The following is a 17,515-nucleotide window of genomic DNA, read 5'->3' on the forward strand; positions in this document are numbered from 1 at the left end:
GAACCTCTAGATGCTCATAATCGGCTAGTCCGGATAGACGGAGGTTAGGATAACGGCATGATTCAAGCCACTTCTCCAGCCTGCCGGCGACCTTTCTCTGCCAGCAATAACCGTCGTCCTCCTCTGAGCCATCTCCTCTCCTATGATAGAGCGGCATCAATGAGGCATGAATCAAGCCCATGCCGGTCAATCGAGCCAGATCCCGCGCACAGACCAAGAGGCTCCGGCGCATCACCTGAATGGAGTGCTGCGGCTCATTGACATAGGCAAAGTACTCCCGGCCTGCAATATAGCCGATGGCATGGGGCTCGGCTGCGCATATCCCTTCTCTCAGGTGGCGGGGGATCTCTCTAATTCTATAGATTCCCTTCAGGGGACAGGGGAGTGTGCTCTCCACAGACAATCCCTGCAGACCGGGCAGCTTCTTCAGATACTCTTGCATGCAGATCTCATGTAGGAGTCGGCTCTCGTCTCCTGGATTGACGCACATCTTCAGGGCTAAAAATCCTCTATTTATTGGGGCGATGAGGGTTCTTCCCATTCTATGCGGCTGGCCGGCTTTATATTGGCGGATAATATCATTCAGGTTGATATCGATTATACCCGCTTTATCGAAAAATTCTGTAAGATTATAACCATGATATTCTATTTCCCTATCTATTTCTGCACTCCTTCTCCGGGCAAAATGAATCTCACTGCCCTGGCATAGGGCACTGGAGATGCCATCGAATCCCGTGTTCACCACCTGATAGGCGAGAGCTCCCTCGCGGATGATGTCGAAGCGGTAGAGGTCGGATATCGACTGCGGGGCTATATCGTGGCTGGCCAGCCAGGGAAATGGATCCCATCCAGGTGGAAGATGATCGATTGCTCTTCTGATGCGTAATGCCAAAACGAGGGCTGCATGCTGGCGCACGATAGTGGAGCCAAGATCGAGCCTGGATAGTAAAAAGGGGATGGCTTCATCTCCTATCTGCAGGATCGCCTTCTCCACCCGTTCGTCTCCCGAGCTGAGCAGCTTGAATAGCAGCTCCAGGTTCTCCAGGCGGCTATCAGGAACGCCAGCTATCTCTATCAGTGCCCGAGCGGCCATGCTTTTGAGACAATTGCTCTTGCTGCCTAGCATCTCTTCCAGCTTGGACGCAGCTGAGTCCGTCCCCATCCCGGCCAGAGCGGAGACTGCCATATGCCTTACGATGGGATAATCATCATCGAGAGCCCTGATCAGCACTTCCTCTGATAGAGGATCCTTCAACTGGCCCAAAGCTCTCACTGCTCTGTAACGAATGCGGTGGTCCAGGCTCCTGTCCAGGGCCATTCTCTCCAGGGCCGATCTTTCCAGAATAAACCCTTCCAGTACCGGTCTTTTCGGGACCAGTCTTTTCAGCGCCGGTCTCACCAGATCCTGTCTCTCCCGGTCTGGGCACTCCATTGTCGATCTCCTCAAGGGCGCCCCTTCCTGGTCGGTCTTCACAATATCGATCTCGTTAGACCTCTGAAGGAGCATCTATCAGATCATCCTGTTTATGAGCTTACCAGCGACCCATATAGCATGTTTGTAGCTGATGCGAATATATACTTAATTCTATTCCTGGGTCCAAGCTCAGAAGGTTCTGGTTTTGGCCAGCAGCTATATTTATTAACGCAATTATTAACCTATAAAAGCGTCCACCGCTGTGAGAGGTGAGCGCATTTTTACAAAGGAGGAGATCAAGATGGTCCAAGGGCGAGGAATTCCAAAGCCGGTAATATACAAAAACATGCCGGCGGTCTTTCAGAGAAGGGACGGAAAGTTCGAGATAAAGCTGCAGGTAACGGGTGGATTGCTCACTGCTCAGCAGGTGCAGAGGATTGGCGAGGTTGCTTCCAAGTACGGCTCGCGCGTCCATTTCACTGTGCGCCAGGAGGTTCTGATCCTGGGAATCCAGGAGGAGAATCTGGAACCCGCCCTGGCTGAGCTTAAAGAGGTGGGCTTGAATCCCGGTTCGGCTGGAATGGTCTTTCGCAATGTGGTCTCCTGCCTTGGCACCGACTACTGCTACAAGGCGGTGGCGGAGACCATCACCCTGGCAAGGGAGATCGGCGACCGCTTCACCGGCGAGAAGACCCCGGGGCCTCTGAAGGTAGCCATCGGAGGCTGTGCATTCCCCTGCACCAGGCCGCAGTTCAATGAGATCGGCCTGATGGGCAGAGTCCTGCCCCAGATCGACCTGGAGAAATGCACCGGCTGCGGCAAATGCGTTGAGGTCTGCAAGGTGGGAGCAACGAAGATAGTCGAGGAAAAGGCAATCATCGATTACGACAAGTGCGTCCGGTGTGGTCGGTGTGTGGCCGTTTGCCCCGAGGCGGCCAAGTACTCGGCAGAGAAGGGGTACATCATGCTCGTGGGCGGGAGAGGAAGCTGGCCACCTCATGAGGGCTGGGTCCTTTGCGATATGGTGCCTAGAGAAAGGATCATTCCTCTCATAGAGCGAATACTGCAGGTCTACAAGGAGGGGGCGAAGCCGGGCATGAGGATGAGGGAGTTCATAAACTCCATCGGCTTTGAGGAGTTCAAGAGAAGAGTCCTGAGCTAAAAGCTTGGCAAGAGCAAAAGGGTTGATCCTGAATGTCGAGAGAAGAGCCGGCCATACTGGTGGATGGACTTGTTAAGCGCTATGGAGAGCTGCTGGCAGTAGATCATATCAGCTTCCAGGTAACTGAGGGAGAGATCTACGGCTTTCTGGGCCCCAACGGCTCGGGAAAGACCACCACCATTCGCATGCTGGTCGGCCTCGCCCAGCCCGATGAGGGCAGTGCCAGCCTTCTGGGCTACCATCTTCCAGCTGGAATCAACCAGGCCAAGAGATACATGGGCGTGGTGCCGGATGTATCAAACCTCTACGATGAGCTGTCAGCTCTTGATAATCTCCTCTTCATGGCCCAGCTCTACGGTGTGCCGCATGAGGAGCAAAAGCCGAGGGCAGAGCAGCTACTTCGAGACTTCGGCCTTTATGAGAGAAGAAACGATCGGTTTTCTGCCTTCTCTCGGGGAATGAAGAGGGCTCTTACCATTGCTGCCGCCCTGATACACCAGCCCCGTCTACTCTTCTTGGATGAGCCTACCACCGGCCTGGATGCGGCCGCAGCCAGGTCCTTGCGTGCTCTCATCTCCGGATTGAGTGATAAGGGCCTGACCATCTTTCTCACCACGCACTATCTGGAGGAGGCAGACCTCCTATGCGATCGCATAGCCATACTGGTTCGGGGCAGGATCGTGAGGATCGATACCCCTGCCGGGCTCAAGCGCCTGGTGCAGACGGAGTCGCTGGTCGAGTTCACCTTCCGGGGAGATATCTTGCCCCTGGCGAAAGAGTTGGAAAGCAGACTGGGGAAGGCAAAGGCCGCCTTTTTGGACCCCCGCAGGATCCGGATTTACGGGGGCGATCCGGCCCAGATATTCGATACCATATTCCAGTTCTCAAGAGACATCGGCATCGGCATTGAGGCTGCATCTACCATCCGGCCCAGCCTGGAGGATGCCTTCATCAAAGTCGCTGGCCTTTCTCCTCAGGTTATGGCGGCAGAGAAGAGCCCTGGCAAGGGGAGGGGGTGAGGGCGGTGGCCTGGCAGGATGAGTTGCGAGGAATCTATCATATCGCCATCAAGGATATGAGAACCTATTACCTCAAGCCGCCAGCGCTGAGCTGGGGAATGGTCTTTCCACTAGCTTGGACGCTGGCCTTCTATCTGCGCAGCCCAGGGGACTTTGCCGAGCTGGTGCCAGGCCTCCTGGCCATGACCATCGTATTCAGCACTACGGCCGCTGAGGCCGTGGTCATCAACTTCGAGCTGCGTCTGGGCACCCTGGAGAGGCTGCTTTTAGCACCGATAGGCATAACCTCAGTCCTATTAGGAAAGGTGTTGGGCGGCTTTCTCTTCGGCCTCTTTACCACGGCGATCGTAGCAGCGGCATCTATTCTCTATATGGATCTTCATCCTGACATCCTGGGACTGGCCATAATAGCAGTCCCATCTCTGATGGTCTTCTCCTCCATGGGGGCTCTCTTCAGCGTCTCTGTCAAGGAGGTATTTGAGGCTCAGACGTTGCTCAATCTTCCCAGATTCCTCATGGTCTTCCTCTGCGGGGTGGTGTATCCGATCTCCGCTCTGCCCGATGGGCTGCAGCTCTTGGCAAGGCTCCTGCCTCTGACATACACTGTGCAGGGACTGAGGATTTCTTTCTTTGAGCATGGGGATTCTCTTTTGTGGCAGGACTTTGCAGCCCTTCTCGTTTTTATGATTCTGTTTCTGCTTCCAGCAATCAGCCTGCTGCACAGGAGGTTTCGGTAGCAAAATGCAGAGCCTATTAATTGCGCGAATGAGGTGAATGAAATGATTAAGGTGGGCGTCATAAGATGTCAGCAGACTGAGGATATGTGTCCGGGGACGATGGACTTTGTGGTAGCATCAGAGGGGAAGATGGCTTTTGCGGATACGGGGCCGGTTGAGATCGTCGGCTTTCTTTCCTGCGGCGGATGTCCGGGAAAGAGAGCAGTTCCCAGGGCGAAGATGATGGTTGATCGGGGAGCAGAGGCGATAGTCATTGCCTCCTGCATCAGCAAGGGCAATCCGATCGGCTTTCCCTGCCCTCACTTCGAGGAGATCAAGGAGTGCATCGCTAAAAAGATCGGTCCTGAGGTGAAGATAATCGAGTGGACGCATTAGCAATGGGCACAATAGCAATGGAAGAATTAGGCCATCTCATTCTGTCACTTCTGAGGCCTGTCCCTCTTCCGGGCGGAGAGGGCCAGGAAGGCCCCTCTGCCATGCCCCTCTGTAAACGGCTCTGCGTCAACTGCACCCGTCTTTGAATTTTTAAATATGGTCTGACGGGTTAGAATATCATAGAAATCGAGATCCTTCAGCCAGCTCATGACCTCATCGGCAGAACGAAATCGGGCGAATTTGTAGAATTTGCTGGTGGTTTTCTTTCTATCATAATCCCTTCCCGCCGGGCTATCCCGGTCGATCATCCCTATTATGAGACTGCCGCCGGGCACAAGAGTCCTCTTCGCCTCCTGACAGGCAAGGAGGGGATCATCAAGAAAGCATACGGTGGTCACCATCAAGACGAAATCGAAGGACTCATCCCGAAAAGGAAGCGCTTCTGCCAGCGCATAGATGACCTCGATCCCCCTTGCTCTTGCCCTCTTCGCCATCGCCTGCGCGGGCTCCACACCGATCTTGATGCCCAGAGGAGCGGCGAATCTGCCTGTTCCCGCCCCAACCTCCAAGCCGGTTCCAGAAGATGGGATGAGCGATCTCAAGGCCTGGATCTCGGAAATGTAGGCGGCTGGGTTCTCATCATACCATTCATCATACTCTGCCGCATTTTCTTCAAAGACCTCTATGCTATCCATAATAGTATGAAGTATGGAATAGCTTTAACATTTGAGGCGGCAACAGTCCTTTGATGACGGATCTGGACTATCTGAGCCTAGCCTCGGCCATGCACCGCCTGACCGAGCCGGCGGTAAGTTCTGCCATATCTCTTCTCCCGCTGGTCCCTGGCAGCCGGGGGCTTGATGTCGCTTGTGGAAATGGAGATCACAGCCTGTGGCTCGCCAGGGCGGCAAAGCCAGATGGATGTGTATTTGGCATTGACATCTGCAAGGAGGGCTTGGTCAGGGCAATTGAATCCGCGAAGAGTGCAGGGCTGAAGGGCGAGCTGGCTTTCCTGCAGGGAGATGTGTGCTCCATACCCTTCCCCGATCATATCTTCGACTGGGTCTGGTGCGCCGACTGCCTGTGGCCCGGCCCCAGGTCGCAGGGATTCCTGGGAATGAATCCTTTACCCGCCCTGGAGGAGTTGGTGCGGGTGACAAGGCCCGGGGGAACAGTTGCCCTCCTCTTCTGGTCATCTCAAAAGCTCCTTCCTGGCCACCCTTTGCTGGAGGCCAGGCTTAATGCCACCCTTGTGGCATGCTATCCCTTCCAGGAGGGCTGGGACCCGAGAGCTCATATCCTCTCTGCCCCCCTCTGGATGAATGAGGCGGGATTAATGGATATCAGAGGCCGGACGTTCGTGGCCGATATTCAGGGGCCCCTAAGCGATCAGGCCCAGGATGATCTACAGCTGTGCTTTCAGATGCTATGGGGAAGGGCGGCGGAGGAGCTGCCTGAAAAGGAAAGAGAGAACTTTCGGGTTTTATGCTCGAATTGCTCAGCTGATTTCATCGCCGCTAACCAATACTACTATGGTTTTATCACCTACACCATATTCACAGGGCGGGTGGCGGCGGGCAGTTTGATTATTGCAAATTGAGATTTTAGTCGAAAACAGCGATTGTCTCCTTTGAGGATTCTATGGTGTGGCCAGCAATAGGTGGAATCGGATACCCCCACGGTATCCGGGCGACAATCCATTCCTCAAGATCAATGAAAAAGGCGATGCTAGTCACCCTTTTCTGTCTCCCCCTTCTCTGCAACACCACCAACATGTTTGGTCCGGTCATCGCTCCAGATGGGGCAGCAGCAGATGATATCGCCTCTTTCCAAACCCCCTTTACAGCAGCCTTGGACCAGCTCAATCCTTTTGGAGGAAACCTCCATTCGGTCCAGGCAGCAAATTGAAATATATTCTCGCCATAGATCTACTGTGGAAGGTAATATCCTCATCGCCCTGGCTCTGAGCCTCTTTGCCGGCCTGGCCACGGGAATAGGAAGTCTGATCTCTTATTTCATTCCCCGGCCAGACATGCGCTATCTCTCGCTGAGCCTGGGCTTTGCTGCCGGAGTGATGGTCTACGTGGGATTTGTGGACCTCTTCTGCAGCTCCAGGATCGTCCTGGGCTTCGGCTATGCCAATCTCTTCTTTCTGATGGGTTTGGTGCTGATCTATCTGCTCGACCACCTCATTCCCCATATTCACATGGATGGCCAGGTGGACTCCCAATGCGACAGGCTCTACCGGAGCGGGATCATGACCACCATCGGCATCGCCATCCATAACCTGCCTGAGGGAATGACTGTGGCCCTGGTCTCCCTGGCCGACCTGCGGCTGGGCGTGCCTGTGGCCATTGCCATAGCCATCCATAACATCCCTGAGGGCCTGGCCTGCAGCATTCCCCTTTACTGCGCCACATCCGACCGGAGGAAATCCTGTCTGATCTCCTTTGCTGCGGGAATGACTGAGCCCCTGGGAGCGGTTCTGGCCATCCTGATCCTCTATCCATTCCTAAACGACTGGCTACTGGCTGCCGCCACCTCAATGGTCGCGGGAATCATGGTATTCCTCAGCTTTGACGAGCTCATTCCCATAGCCAACCGATATGGTGGCGAGCATACCACAAACATAGGCCTTATCGCCGGGTTTTTGGTGATGATGGCGGGATTGGTCTTGATGGAATCACTATAAATCCTATTGGAATTATAATGAATACGAAAGGATGGAGAATGGAAATGAAACGGATATTCCTGTGCAGCCTATTTCTGCTGCTCCTGGCAGCCTCGAATTGGGCAAATGCGTCCGATCAGAATCTTTTGATTCCTGATGATGAGATATCGAACGGTGAGATAAATGAGAGTGCTTTGGTGCTGGCCCTGGCTGGAGAGCCATCCGGAGAGCTTACCCAGGCAGAGGTCGATGGCCTTCTATTTATGATTGAGGAGGAGAAGCTGGCGGGCGACGTCTATTCGGCACTGGATGAAATGTGGGATATGCGCGTCTTCGAGAACATCGGAAGGGCAGAGCTAACTCATCAGGCGGCGGTAAAAAGGCTTCTTGATAGGTATTCCCTGCCTGATCCCAGGATGGGAGAGGGCGAGTTTGCCAATGAAACCCTGCAGGATCTCTACAATGATCTATTGGCCAAGGGAAGCACTTCGGTCAGTGACGCCCTCATGGCGGGAGCGGCCATAGAGGAGATAGATATCCTCGATTTGGAGGAATATATGGCGCAAACGGATAAAGAGGACATACTTCTCGTGTATGCCAATTTATTGCGCGGATCGGAGAACCATCTCCGGGCATTTGTCAATAACCTGGAAAGGCAGAGGGTCGAGTACACTCCTCAGTACCTATCGGAGGAGGAGTACCGCAGCATAATGGAAGCCTGAAGCTACTGCAAAGGATCTATGGCATCTGGGCAAGCTAGCCGCGAAATAGATCCCGTCCAGGCCCCTTCCGTGCTGAGAGTAGCCCTCTACTCTCTGCTCTTCAACCTGGCCCTGGTGGCGGCCAAGCTCACTCTCTCCGCCCTATCCGGGAGCCTGGCCTTGCGAGCGGATGCCATTCACTCCACGGTGGATGTTATGGCCTCGCTGGCCCTGATCCTGGGGGTGAAGATCTCCGAGAGGAAGAGCGAAAGTTTTCCTCTGGGGCTTTATAAGGTGGAGAACCTGGCATCCATCGCCATATCCTTCTTGCTGTTTCTTACCGCTTATGAGATCGTCCTGGAGGCGGTGCGAGGGGAAGCTCTGCCCATCAATTATCAGGGATGGGTGCTCTATGCCGTGGCAGCGATAATTCCTCTTCCCTATCTATTCGGCAGCTTCCAGATCAAAGTTGGAGAGAGGACCGGATCGCCCAGCCTGATTGCCGATGGGGTGCAGCATAAGGCCGATGTCCTCACCTCCTCCCTGGTCTTCCTCGCTCTGATCGCTCAGAGCATCTCTCTTCCTTTGGACAGGATTGCGGCGGTGATAATCGCATTGGTGATCGTCAAGGAGGGTTGGGGAATTCTGGTCGACGGCATGCGGGTCCTGCTGGATGCCTCAGTGGACGCACAGACTCTGAAGAGGATCCGGGCCCTGATTCTGGAGGCTCCTGAGGTTGTATCCATCAAAGAGCTGGTGGCCAGGAACTCCGGACGTTATCTCTTTGTCCAGGCCGATCTAATCCTAAGGCTGGTCGATCTGAAGAGGGCCCACCTGGCCAGCGAGAGGATCGAGTCAAGGATTAAAAGAGAGCTACCGCAGGTGGATCGGGTGCAGATTCATTATGAGCCCATTGTAGAGAGCCGGCGCAGATACGCGGCTCCTCTGGCAGATATGGGTGGAAGGCTGAGCAGGCATTTTGGTGAATCCAGTTATTTCGCCCTAGTAGAGATGGATTTTGAGGAGATGAAACTTGTCCGGCAGGAGATCATAGCCAATCCCCATAAGGATCTGAGCAAGGGCAAGGGCCTGAAGGTGGCCCAGTTCCTTCTAGGCTTCAAGCCAGATGTCGTCTTCTCTATAGAGGGCCTGGAGGGCAAAGGACCTGGCTATGCCTTTGCGGAAGCGGGTGTAGAGACGGTGCAGACGGATGCCGAAACCCTGGAGGAGCTGATGGCAGATCTATTGGAGGCGGAAAGGAATCGTACAAATCTTTAAATACAATATCGCATATAAGCGTAATTGCTCTTTCCATCTCATCGACATTTGTCGGCAGGAGCAGAACGGCCAGAACAAGAGCATGATGTGTTCGAAAAATCAGAATCAGTGAGGTTTAATGAAGGTAAGTGTTACTGCAGGAGCATCGGGCCTTGATGCTCCCATGGATCCCAGGTTTGGGCGTTGTCCCTTTTTTGTGATAGTAGATACAGAAAGCATGAGCGAGATATCCATTGCTAACTCTAATGTCAATGCAACCAGCGGCGCTGGCATACAGGCTGCCCAGGAGATAGCCAGGCAGGGAGCAGCAGCTCTTATCACCGGAAACGTCGGCCCCAATGCCATGCAGACCCTCTCCGCAGCCAATATCGATGTTTATCAGTATCAGGGAGCAGGTAGCGTCAGAGACGTGGTGGAGAAGTTCAAGCGTGGCGAGCTTCAAAAGATCGCTGGTGCATCCGTACCCGCTCATGCCGGCATGGGCCCGGGTGGTCAGGGCGGTCAGGGCATGGGGCGAGGTGGCGGCGCTGGAAGGGGCGGCGGCCAGGGCATGGGACGAGGCGGTGGCCGGGGAGCTGGCAGAGGAGGGCAGTTTTAATGAAGATCTGCGTCCCCACCATGGGCAATTCCGGCCTGGATGAGGCCATCTGCCAGCACTTCGGACGGGCTCCCACCTTCACCGTGGTGGACCTGAATGACAATGAGATCTGCGTACTGCCCAATGTATCGGAGCACATGGGTGGGACGGGCCTGCCCACAGAGACCATATTTGCCGAGGGCGTGCAGGTGCTGATTGTAGGCGGCCTGGGTCCTAAGGCGGTCATGGCCTTCAGCGAGGCGGGCATAGACGTGTTCGTAGGTGCTACAGGCACAGTCAAGGATGCCATCGATGACTGGAGAGAGGATGTGCTGAGCCGAGCCAGCCCTGATAACGCCTGTCAGGATCATAAGCATTAGTCTTTGAATTAGAGGGGATGAGTTGAAGCTATCCATAGCTAGCGGCAAGGGCGGCACTGGCAAGACTCTGGTCTCCACCTCGCTTGCTGCCTCTCTTTATTCCCTGGGTGATGGGCGGATTGCAATCGCAGATTGTGATGTTGAAGAGCCCAATTCTCACCTTTTCTTTCCGGACAGAACCCTTCTGGAGAAAGAGAGCTGCCAGGTTGCTGTGCCGGTGATAGATGAGGAGTTGTGCACCCATTGCGGCAAATGCAGTGAAGTCTGCGCTTATCATGCTCTGGCCGTGCTCCCTGGGACGGTGCTGATCTTTCCCGAGCTCTGCCACGGTTGTGGGGCCTGTAGCATCATCTGCCCGGAGAAGGCCATAAGCGAAGGCTCTCGATCGATAGGGGAGATATTTCACGCCCGTTCCGGTGGCATGGATATCGTCTGGGGAGAGCTGGCCCTTGGCGAGGCCAGGACCACTCCTCTCATCAAAGCAGTAAAACAGAGGGCCCAGGGCGATACGGTGATCGTCGATTGCCCGCCCGGCACCTCTTGTTCTATGGTGGAGTCGGTGCGAGGGAGCGACTTCTGCCTGCTGGTCACCGAGCCCACTCCCTTTGGCCTGTACGACCTGGACATCGCCTTGAAGGTGCTGGACAAGATGAAAATCCCCCAGGCGGTTCTGGTCAACAAGAGCGGCGTGGGTGACCGGAAGCTCTATCACTACCTGGAGGAGAAGAAGATACCCCTTTTAATGGAGATTCCCCTGGACCGAAAGATAGCTGAGATCTACTCCCAGGGAGAGATATTCGTCCTGCGTATGCCAGAGTGGAAGGAGAGGTTTGTTGAATTGGCAAATAGGATTGAGGAGATGATAGCATGTTGCAGGTCGCTATAGTGAGCGGAAAAGGGGGAACCGGCAAGACCTCGATCATCGCCTCACTGGCAGCTCTCGCCCGAGGAAAAGCAGTCTTTGCCGATTGCGATGTGGACGCACCCGACCTGCACCTCATCCTCCAGCCCGAGATCCTGGAAAGGCGGGAGTTCTATGGCATCAAGAGGGCATTCATAGATAAAGAAAAGTGCATTCAATGCGGGATCTGCCAGGATTCCTGCAGGTTTGGTGCTATCGCTGATTTTGAGGTTGAAACTCCCCTCTGCGAGGGCTGTGGGGTATGCCAGCTGGTCTGTCCTGAGGATGCGGTCGATATGAGAGACGTCCAGGCCGGGGAGGCTTACATTTCCCAGACCAGATTCGGTCCCATGGTCCATGCCGAGCTGTATCCAGGTGAGGAGGCATCGGGAAAGCTGGTGGCCATGGTCAGGGAGATGGCTCGCGACCTGGCGGCAGAGAAGAATCTTGATCTAATCCTCATAGATGGCTCTCCGGGCATAGGCTGTCCGGTGATCGCATCATTGACCGGAGTCGACCTGGCGCTGGTGGTGACGGAGCCCACAGTCACTGGAGAGCACGATCTGGTGAGGCTCTTGGATGTGGCCGACCACTTCGGCATAAAGACGACCGTCTGCATCAACAAGTATGACCTCAACCCTGAGGCGGCAAGAAAGATCGAGGAGCTGTGCGGTAAGAGAGGGGTGAAGATCGCGGGAAGGCTGCCCTATCATACCTCGGTCATCGAGGCAATGGTCAAGGCGCAGGCGGTGGTGGAGATCGGAGGACCGGTGGCTGAGGCTATAGAAGATATGTACAAGGGCCTGGAGGGGCAGCTTTAGAAGGCGAATTTTTTATTAATAAGACGACGAAGATGAATTGGGGGTTTTGATCAAGATGAAAGCAAAATATCCTCTGGCCCGTGGGGCCTTGATGATCTGTCTGATGGCCAGCCTCTTCATGCTGGCCCAGGCTTATGATCCACTGGGAAGCGATATCTTCCTCATGCCAGGCGAGTCGAGAGCAATCTCTGGCCAGGACAATATTAAGACCTATATCGATCCAAATGCCGATCCACTGAGCATTGACCCGTTGATGCGTCCGATCGATCCACAGCATTCGGCGGAGTACCTGGATAAGATCAGCGGCCGGGAGTATTTGAGTCCCTTCGTTCAGATCACTCAGGATCTGCGGGGCAACTGGAGGCTGAATCTATATGGCAGCTTGCCGGGCACGGTTGATCTTACGCTCGTGCAGAACAAGGATGCAGTCTTTGGCCGGGGCATGCTCACCTCGTTCGGAACGACAAAAGACCTGTCTGCCAGCGGATGGACGGCGAAGGATGTGCTCTATCTGGATATGGTCGATATGCAGAACATGATGCTCTACCGGTGCACTCTCACCATGAGCGAAGATAATCTCTCCGGCAGCTTCAATGCTTATGATGCTCAGGGAGGGGCCTGGTCGGGAACCATACAGGGAAGCCGCCAGGCATAGATCGAATAGGCCAAAAATTATGGGCAAGAAATTTGCCCAGATGGGATAAGACTGAACAGAATTCCGCTCCCAAGATCACCGGTCAGGATCGCTTATCGAGATTCCTTGATCGGGATCTCACAGCGGATTTTGGGGCAGGATGGGCTTCGCAAAATATCCCGCAACACTCTTATTCGGCTCCTATCTTATCCTGTCTCTCAGGGCGCCTTAAGTAGAAGCTATTGCCCTGGTATTCAATTCGGAGGAGCTCTTTTTTTTCCAGCAGCTCTTCTATTATATCCCAGCTATTTCCAGATTTTTCTAAAAATCTTCTCAAGGCAGCTTCTCTCATGGGGTGAACGGAGGCGATCGCCAGGATATCCTCTTTAGCTTCGCCGGTGAAGTCGAAGCTGTCTCCCTCATATCCGACCAGGAGCTCGACCCTCTTCAGCCTCTGGCTGAATATCTGATAAGCCAGGCACAGGTTCTCCGGGGAGGGCATCTGTACCCATGATTCTGTTGGAGGACGGATGGGAACGGAGATATAGGATACTTCAGGATCGATCCCCTCCAGGAACTCAGCTAGGGCCAGGAGGCTGGCATTACAATCGTTTATGCCGGCTAAGAGCATGCTCTCCGTGGCCAGGATGCCACTATATTCCCGGGCGAAATCTTTGATTCCCTGAAGGATCGTATCGAGCCTGAGACTGCGGTGGGGCCGGTCTATTCGCCGCCAGGCTTTATCCTCCAGAGAATCCACCTTGACCGACACCCAGTCCGCTTTGAATAGATCCTCTCGAACCTTTTCATCCCAGATCAGGGAGGCATTGCTGATCACCGCTATTTTTATGCCGAGTGTTTTGAGCATATCGATCTCTTCGCCCAGGTTGCTGTCCAACGTGGGCTCGCCGTCAGGAACAAAAGATAAGTAATCTATAGTCAGGCCTAGATCTCTTGCCTCTGCCACCTTCTGGGCCACCTGGTCGAAGATCTGCTGGGGTAGATAGTAGGAGCGGCGCTCTGCCGACATCTGCAGAGTCCTGCCCACCTGGCAGTAGGCGCAGGAATAGCTGCAGATCTTGGCAGGAATGTTGTTGATCCCCAGGGATCGTCCCAGCCTGCGGGAAGGCACAGGCCCAAAAGCTATCAATCTCTCCATCTCCCCATCTCCATTATCCTTAAAACTCGATTGAATCTCCCACCGCCAGAGGCTGGCAGCTTTCCCCCAGTATATCCTGTAGCCGGGAGAGGGCCTTCTGACCGGTGCAGTGACCCGGCCGGACAACTGCCGGGTCCAGGTCGAGCAGGGCGCGGGCGGTGGCATCTATGCGCTTATTGTCTGCACCCATGAGGTGGAATCCGCCTATCACCGCATACAGCCTTTCCTCTCCCGTTATCCTCTGGGCATATCTTATGGTGTTGATGATGCCGCTGTGGGCGCAGCCGCTGATCACAACCAGCCCCTTTCCAGGCAGATGTATGGCCAGTGATTGATCATCAGGCATGGCGTCGGGAGTATACTGGTCATTTTTCATGGTCCAGAATCCCTCAACCGTCTCCAAGGCCTCCATCCGGGGCACCTCTCCGGTGGTCATGACCCCTGGAGCCAGCGTTACCGGGCCCCGGCAGGGAAGCATTATCCCTCCAGCAGCCTCCAGCTGGTCCCGGGTGAAGGGGGCGCCTATGTACTTTAAAAAGGGCCGGACCTTCAGCTTGGGGGCGAAGATATCAGGATGGGCAACGATCGGAACCGGTGCCCTCCTCCTCTGCAGCACGCCCATCAGTCCCCCAGTGTGATCGTAGTGGCCGTGGCTGAGGCAGATCAGATCGATCTCTTCTGGATCTATATGCAGAGCATCGAGATTATGGAGCATCACCTCCGGCGTGGCCCCGGTGTCCCAGAGAAGCTTCATGTTCTCTGATCCCAGATTCATATCCAGATCCAGCAGAATGGACAGGCCGTGCTGGGCCTGCAGATGGTCGTTTTCAAGGGAAGAGGAGTTTTCAACCACAATGGTCAGACAAAGGTCCTGGAGCATGGGTTACTATACGGCCGCTGGGTGCTTAAGGATGACGCGTCAGGGCCGCTTTTTATCTGCATTTCCAGTCTTTCCAGTATGGCAGTGATCGTGGCTTTCACAGAGAGATCTTTTGGTTTCTGCCATCTCTCTGTCAGAGGAGCTTTTTTCAAGACTCCTCTCCATCCCATTTATACTCGTACGGTCTCTTCAAACTCGCTCCTCAGAAGATGGCGCGGCTCGTATTCTATTCCCTGCTCTTTTAGGTCGGCGACATAAGAGCGAAGGTGCTTTCTTGAGCCGGCCAGGAGTCCCTGATACATGGTCCTGACATCCTCGTTCTCCGCCGCCGCCAGCTCAGCCTCCAGGTCCATGATGCTTATCTCCTCGAATTCAGCCGCCACCTTCAGGGCCTGTTCATCGGACTCCAATCCCTCTGCCAGGAGGCGGTCGTGGATATCCTGCAGTGTCTGGTTTTCGAACACTCCTGGCACATCCGCCGGAAGGACAAGGCCGTACTTATCGATCACTGCCTTTGCCTGGTCCATGTGGCTCTCCTCTGATCTGGTCAGATCCAGGAAGATGGTGAGATTGTTCTTTTCATATAGCGATGAGTAGATGTCTCGGGCTGCCTTCTCCTCCTCCCAGATGAAGATGAGACCATCCTTCTCTATCGGGGTCAGCGATCCTGGGAGGGAAGCGGACGCCACACCCCCCGCTCGGGTCAAGGAGAGGATGCCCTCGCCGTAGGCCACATCGTGCTTCTGGCTGATGTCAGGATTGTCGGACAGCGCCCAGATGATGGAGACCGCCTGTCCAGGGGAGAAGGACTTGTCAAAACGGTCAGAGGACTGGAGCGATCTCTTCAGCTCTATGGTGGTCCTGCCAGCTGATTCGCTTCCAGAAAACTCCTGGATGTCGTCTGTGCCACCCAACATGGTATCCTCGATATGGGGGCCGTAGTTGCCTGTGCAGTACTCATCTAATACTACAGCAGTGCCTTTGTCCACCGAGGCCAGGATTATATCGGAGTCCTTCATCCACTCCAGAGGCTCAAAGCCCAGCGCCAGCCAGCCAAGGGTGCTGCCGTTCAGGGCTAGATAGAGATCTTCTTCGTCATTCCTCCAGGAGATCTGCATGTCTCCGCCGCTGTAGCCCTGCCTGGTCGGGGCCTGAAGGAGCATGCTGCGGGTGTATTCCCCCTCGCTAACTATCCCATCGGCCTTCCATTCCTCTGTAGCCTGCTGCTCTGAGACCGCCGGGGCCTCTGGCCGCTCAACGCAGCCAGAAAAGGTCAGCAGCAGAGCCAGGAGCAAAACAGCATTGATCGCTCTCATATCCAAACACCATTTCAAGATATTTGGGCTGCAACATATATCAGGCTATGCCATTTGCAGCTTATTTTCTCCAATCCCTCATCTAGCTTCGACTGAGGAAAACATAGATATACCAAAACATAACTATTAATGATTGTGATTGATCATGATAAGGCTCGTCATTGCATTCCTTCTCTTGTGGCTGCTGGCGGCTTGGATTCTTGCCTGGCCAAGAAGAACGACCAGAGCATAAATCCTAAAGGTCGGGCTTTGAGATGAGATCTTAATCGACGATAGCTGGCCGGCTAGAGAGCGACAGAGAGATTGCTCTTTTATCTATCATGTTCTTCCAGAATCTCTATCAGCTCCTTTGAGGTGAACCGGCTTATCAGATCCAGCGTCCTTTTCATCTCCTCATAAAACTGCAAGGATTCCGCTAAAAGGGCTTTTAGCTTATCGTCTCTCCTGTACCCTTCATCCTTCTCTGGCTTGTACCCTTTATCCCTTGCTCTATTACAACCTTCATCCTCTTCTCTTTCCAGGTTATCTCTCACCTGAAGAAGGGCTTGCAGAATCAGATCAACCTCCTCTTTGGCTGCTGAGAGAATGACCTGCCTTTTTGCCTCGGCATCGTTCACCAGGGCGTAGCGATGCTGCTTGATGTTATGATGCACATCCTGGGGGTCGACCACTCGGCGAGCTATCCCCAGGCTCTCCAGCAGGTTCATGCTGGAACGGACGGTGGTTTTGCTGTAGCCGGTCCTCTCTGCTAGCATATCCAGGGACATGGGTTCACTCTCTAGGAAGAGGGTGCCTCGCAGAAGTCCTATTGCATCGCTCTTTCCATATTTCCGAGCTGATTTGATGCACGCCTCTATTACTGGCTTTTTCAGTTTCAGTGCTTCCCCGTCCTTCACAGCATTCCACTCGAAAGAGGCGTTTAAGTAATTTGCTCTCCCCGCGGCAAGGAAGCAAAGGATTTTATGATACAACGACCTATTTTTGTATATGAAATCATATCCATCTGGAAGCAGCGATCTGGAGCAGATGATAGGCAATGCAGCGGTTGAAGTTGCTCGCATATCAATTCAGGCGGCGAAGAAGATACTGGGTGACCTGCCAAGCGATATCTCTATGGAGAAGAGCCAGGATCAGCCTGCTATAGATCTCATGGACGGAAAGGACGAGCTGGTCGCTCTCGTATCCCTGCCGGGAAGGAGCAAGGATATGATCGATCTCCGAGTGACGGAGGACACCCTCACCATAAGCGCCAAAGCAGCGGCCCGTGAGGGAAAATACCTGCATCAGGAGATAGAGAACCGAAATGTAGAACGTGAGATCAAGCTGCCTCTTGAGGTCAAGCCGGAGCAGGTTAAAGCCAGCTTCAATAATGGCATCCTGGAGGTTCATCTTCCCAAGCTAATGGTAGTAGACTCCCAGAGAATTCAGGTGGAATGATATCGAGACCCATTTTTTTCACTAAAAAAGCAAAAAAGCCAAGCCCAAAGAAG

The 17,515-nt window shown here is 54.2% G+C and carries 21 protein-coding genes and 1 pseudogene; 15 read left to right on the forward strand and 7 right to left on the reverse strand.

Annotation, left to right across the window (positions count from 1 at the left end):
* Window positions 1–1,087: 1,087 nt before the first annotated feature.
* A pseudogene (locus MCON_RS17055) lies at window positions 1,088–1,507 on the reverse strand (HEAT repeat domain-containing protein); the annotation flags it as partial.
* A gap of 208 nt (window positions 1,508–1,715) precedes the next feature.
* Here MCON_RS17055 and MCON_RS02955 point away from each other — a divergent pair.
* The 4 genes from MCON_RS02955 to MCON_RS02970 are packed head-to-tail and all read left to right on the forward strand — an operon-like array spanning window position 1,716 to window position 4,707.
* A complete protein-coding gene (locus tag MCON_RS02955; protein ID WP_013718561.1) occupies window positions 1,716–2,576 on the forward strand; it encodes a 4Fe-4S binding protein in 861 nt (286 codons plus the stop codon).
* Window positions 2,577–2,608: 32 nt separating this feature from the next.
* Window positions 2,609–3,595 carry an ABC transporter ATP-binding protein gene (locus MCON_RS02960; RefSeq protein ID WP_013718562.1) on the forward strand — a complete coding sequence of 329 codons (987 nt, stop codon included), beginning with the start codon at window positions 2,609–2,611 and terminating at the stop codon, window positions 3,593–3,595.
* A gap of 5 nt (window positions 3,596–3,600) precedes the next feature.
* A complete protein-coding gene (locus tag MCON_RS02965) occupies window positions 3,601–4,332 on the forward strand; it encodes an ABC transporter permease (protein WP_013718563.1) in 732 nt (243 codons plus the stop codon).
* Between the two features lie 42 nt (window positions 4,333–4,374).
* On the forward strand, window positions 4,375–4,707 hold the full coding sequence (locus tag MCON_RS02970; protein ID WP_013718564.1) for a CGGC domain-containing protein: 333 nt from the start codon (window positions 4,375–4,377) through the stop codon (window positions 4,705–4,707).
* Between the two features lie 44 nt (window positions 4,708–4,751).
* Here MCON_RS02970 and MCON_RS02975 read toward each other — a convergent pair whose 3' ends face one another.
* Window positions 4,752–5,402 (reverse strand): class I SAM-dependent methyltransferase, encoded by a 651-nt coding sequence (locus MCON_RS02975; RefSeq protein ID WP_013718565.1) that lies wholly within the window; start codon window positions 5,400–5,402, stop codon window positions 4,752–4,754.
* Between the two features lie 53 nt (window positions 5,403–5,455).
* On the opposite strand from MCON_RS02975, the gene MCON_RS02980 reads away from it, so the two are divergent.
* A complete protein-coding gene (locus MCON_RS02980) occupies window positions 5,456–6,307 on the forward strand; it encodes a class I SAM-dependent methyltransferase (protein WP_048131753.1) in 852 nt (283 codons plus the stop codon).
* Window positions 6,308–6,311: 4 nt separating this feature from the next.
* Here MCON_RS02980 and MCON_RS15515 read toward each other — a convergent pair whose 3' ends face one another.
* Window positions 6,312–6,572 carry a hypothetical protein gene (locus MCON_RS15515; protein WP_162144971.1) on the reverse strand — a complete coding sequence of 87 codons (261 nt, stop codon included), beginning with the start codon at window positions 6,570–6,572 and terminating at the stop codon, window positions 6,312–6,314.
* A 68-nt stretch (window positions 6,573–6,640) separates the two neighbouring features.
* Between MCON_RS15515 and zupT the strand changes: the two genes are divergently transcribed.
* The 8 genes from zupT to MCON_RS03025 all read left to right on the forward strand — a co-directional run bounded on the left by zupT (window position 6,641) and on the right by MCON_RS03025 (window position 12,691).
* Window positions 6,641–7,399, forward strand: a complete 759-nt coding sequence (gene zupT, locus MCON_RS02990; RefSeq protein WP_013718567.1) for a zinc transporter ZupT — start codon at window positions 6,641–6,643, stop codon at window positions 7,397–7,399.
* Window positions 7,400–7,443: 44 nt separating this feature from the next.
* Window positions 7,444–8,100 carry a DUF2202 domain-containing protein gene (locus MCON_RS02995; RefSeq protein ID WP_048131756.1) on the forward strand — a complete coding sequence of 219 codons (657 nt, stop codon included), beginning with the start codon at window positions 7,444–7,446 and terminating at the stop codon, window positions 8,098–8,100.
* A gap of 18 nt (window positions 8,101–8,118) precedes the next feature.
* Entirely contained in the window at window positions 8,119–9,357 is a 1,239-nt protein-coding gene (locus MCON_RS03000) for a cation diffusion facilitator family transporter (RefSeq protein WP_048131758.1), read from the forward strand.
* Window positions 9,358–9,475: 118 nt separating this feature from the next.
* Window positions 9,476–9,955 (forward strand): NifB/NifX family molybdenum-iron cluster-binding protein, encoded by a 480-nt coding sequence (locus MCON_RS03005; RefSeq protein ID WP_013718570.1) that lies wholly within the window; start codon window positions 9,476–9,478, stop codon window positions 9,953–9,955.
* Window positions 9,955–10,314, forward strand: a complete 360-nt coding sequence (locus MCON_RS03010) for a NifB/NifX family molybdenum-iron cluster-binding protein (protein ID WP_013718571.1) — start codon at window positions 9,955–9,957, stop codon at window positions 10,312–10,314. The genes MCON_RS03005 and MCON_RS03010 overlap by 1 nt, the downstream gene beginning before the upstream one ends.
* Before the next feature lie 22 nt (window positions 10,315–10,336).
* Window positions 10,337–11,200: a P-loop NTPase gene (locus MCON_RS03015; RefSeq protein WP_013718572.1), complete on the forward strand. Its 864-nt coding sequence runs from the start codon at window positions 10,337–10,339 to the stop codon at window positions 11,198–11,200.
* Entirely contained in the window at window positions 11,182–12,036 is an 855-nt protein-coding gene (locus MCON_RS03020; protein WP_013718573.1) for an ATP-binding protein, read from the forward strand. The genes MCON_RS03015 and MCON_RS03020 overlap by 19 nt, the downstream gene beginning before the upstream one ends.
* Before the next feature lie 55 nt (window positions 12,037–12,091).
* Window positions 12,092–12,691 carry a hypothetical protein gene (locus MCON_RS03025; protein ID WP_157863647.1) on the forward strand — a complete coding sequence of 200 codons (600 nt, stop codon included), beginning with the start codon at window positions 12,092–12,094 and terminating at the stop codon, window positions 12,689–12,691.
* A gap of 169 nt (window positions 12,692–12,860) precedes the next feature.
* Here the strand turns inward: MCON_RS03025 and MCON_RS03030 are convergent, their stop codons facing one another.
* The 3 genes from MCON_RS03030 to MCON_RS03040 form a co-directional block, all read right to left on the reverse strand.
* Entirely contained in the window at window positions 12,861–13,829 is a 969-nt protein-coding gene (locus tag MCON_RS03030) for a radical SAM protein (RefSeq protein ID WP_013718575.1), read from the reverse strand.
* A 19-nt stretch (window positions 13,830–13,848) separates the two neighbouring features.
* The gene (locus tag MCON_RS03035) at window positions 13,849–14,709 is read right to left on the reverse strand and encodes an MBL fold metallo-hydrolase (protein ID WP_013718576.1); all 861 of its coding nucleotides are present in this window, start codon (window positions 14,707–14,709) and stop codon (window positions 13,849–13,851) included.
* Between the two features lie 170 nt (window positions 14,710–14,879).
* Entirely contained in the window at window positions 14,880–16,025 is a 1,146-nt protein-coding gene (locus MCON_RS03040) for a DUF2202 domain-containing protein (RefSeq protein ID WP_013718577.1), read from the reverse strand.
* Between the two features lie 135 nt (window positions 16,026–16,160).
* Here MCON_RS03040 and MCON_RS16830 point away from each other — a divergent pair, with 135 nt between their 5' ends.
* Window positions 16,161–16,283, forward strand: coding sequence for a hypothetical protein (locus MCON_RS16830; RefSeq protein WP_269798836.1), 123 nt, complete (start codon window positions 16,161–16,163; stop codon window positions 16,281–16,283).
* Between the two features lie 53 nt (window positions 16,284–16,336).
* Here the strand turns inward: MCON_RS16830 and MCON_RS15050 are convergent, their stop codons facing one another.
* Window positions 16,337–16,921, reverse strand: coding sequence for a GbsR/MarR family transcriptional regulator (locus MCON_RS15050; RefSeq protein WP_157863648.1), 585 nt, complete (start codon window positions 16,919–16,921; stop codon window positions 16,337–16,339).
* A 91-nt stretch (window positions 16,922–17,012) separates the two neighbouring features.
* On the opposite strand from MCON_RS15050, the gene MCON_RS03050 reads away from it, so the two are divergent.
* Complete coding sequence (locus tag MCON_RS03050) at window positions 17,013–17,462, forward strand: Hsp20/alpha crystallin family protein (protein WP_052297515.1); 450 nt, start codon at window positions 17,013–17,015, stop codon at window positions 17,460–17,462.
* The last annotated feature ends 53 nt before the right edge of the window (window positions 17,463–17,515 follow it).

Origin of the sequence: Methanothrix soehngenii GP6 (genome assembly GCF_000204415.1) — an archaeon.
Classification (GTDB): Archaea; Halobacteriota; Methanosarcinia; order Methanotrichales; family Methanotrichaceae; genus Methanothrix; species Methanothrix soehngenii.

Bases quoted from the DNA above. Each gene is read 5' to 3' on its own strand.
- MCON_RS02955 (WP_013718561.1), top strand. From the start codon at position 1,716: ATGGTCCAAGGGCGAGGAATTCCAAAGCCGGTAATATACAAAAACATG.
- MCON_RS02960 (WP_013718562.1), top strand. From the start codon at position 2,609: ATGTCGAGAGAAGAGCCGGCCATACTGGTGGATGGACTTGTTAAGCGC.
- MCON_RS02970 (WP_013718564.1), top strand. From the start codon at position 4,375: ATGATTAAGGTGGGCGTCATAAGATGTCAGCAGACTGAGGATATGTGT.
- MCON_RS02975 (WP_013718565.1), bottom strand. From the start codon at position 5,402: ATGGATAGCATAGAGGTCTTTGAAGAAAATGCGGCAGAGTATGATGAA.
- MCON_RS02980 (WP_048131753.1), top strand. From the start codon at position 5,456: ATGACGGATCTGGACTATCTGAGCCTAGCCTCGGCCATGCACCGCCTG.
- MCON_RS02995 (WP_048131756.1), top strand. From the start codon at position 7,444: ATGAAACGGATATTCCTGTGCAGCCTATTTCTGCTGCTCCTGGCAGCC.
- MCON_RS03000 (WP_048131758.1), top strand. From the start codon at position 8,119: ATGGCATCTGGGCAAGCTAGCCGCGAAATAGATCCCGTCCAGGCCCCT.
- MCON_RS03005 (WP_013718570.1), top strand. From the start codon at position 9,476: ATGAAGGTAAGTGTTACTGCAGGAGCATCGGGCCTTGATGCTCCCATG.
- MCON_RS03010 (WP_013718571.1), top strand. From the start codon at position 9,955: ATGAAGATCTGCGTCCCCACCATGGGCAATTCCGGCCTGGATGAGGCC.
- MCON_RS03020 (WP_013718573.1), top strand. From the start codon at position 11,182: ATGTTGCAGGTCGCTATAGTGAGCGGAAAAGGGGGAACCGGCAAGACC.
- MCON_RS03025 (WP_157863647.1), top strand. From the start codon at position 12,092: ATGAAAGCAAAATATCCTCTGGCCCGTGGGGCCTTGATGATCTGTCTG.
- MCON_RS03030 (WP_013718575.1), bottom strand. From the start codon at position 13,829: ATGGAGAGATTGATAGCTTTTGGGCCTGTGCCTTCCCGCAGGCTGGGA.
- MCON_RS03035 (WP_013718576.1), bottom strand. From the start codon at position 14,709: ATGCTCCAGGACCTTTGTCTGACCATTGTGGTTGAAAACTCCTCTTCC.
- MCON_RS03040 (WP_013718577.1), bottom strand. From the start codon at position 16,025: ATGAGAGCGATCAATGCTGTTTTGCTCCTGGCTCTGCTGCTGACCTTT.
- MCON_RS03050 (WP_052297515.1), top strand. From the start codon at position 17,013: ATGAAATCATATCCATCTGGAAGCAGCGATCTGGAGCAGATGATAGGC.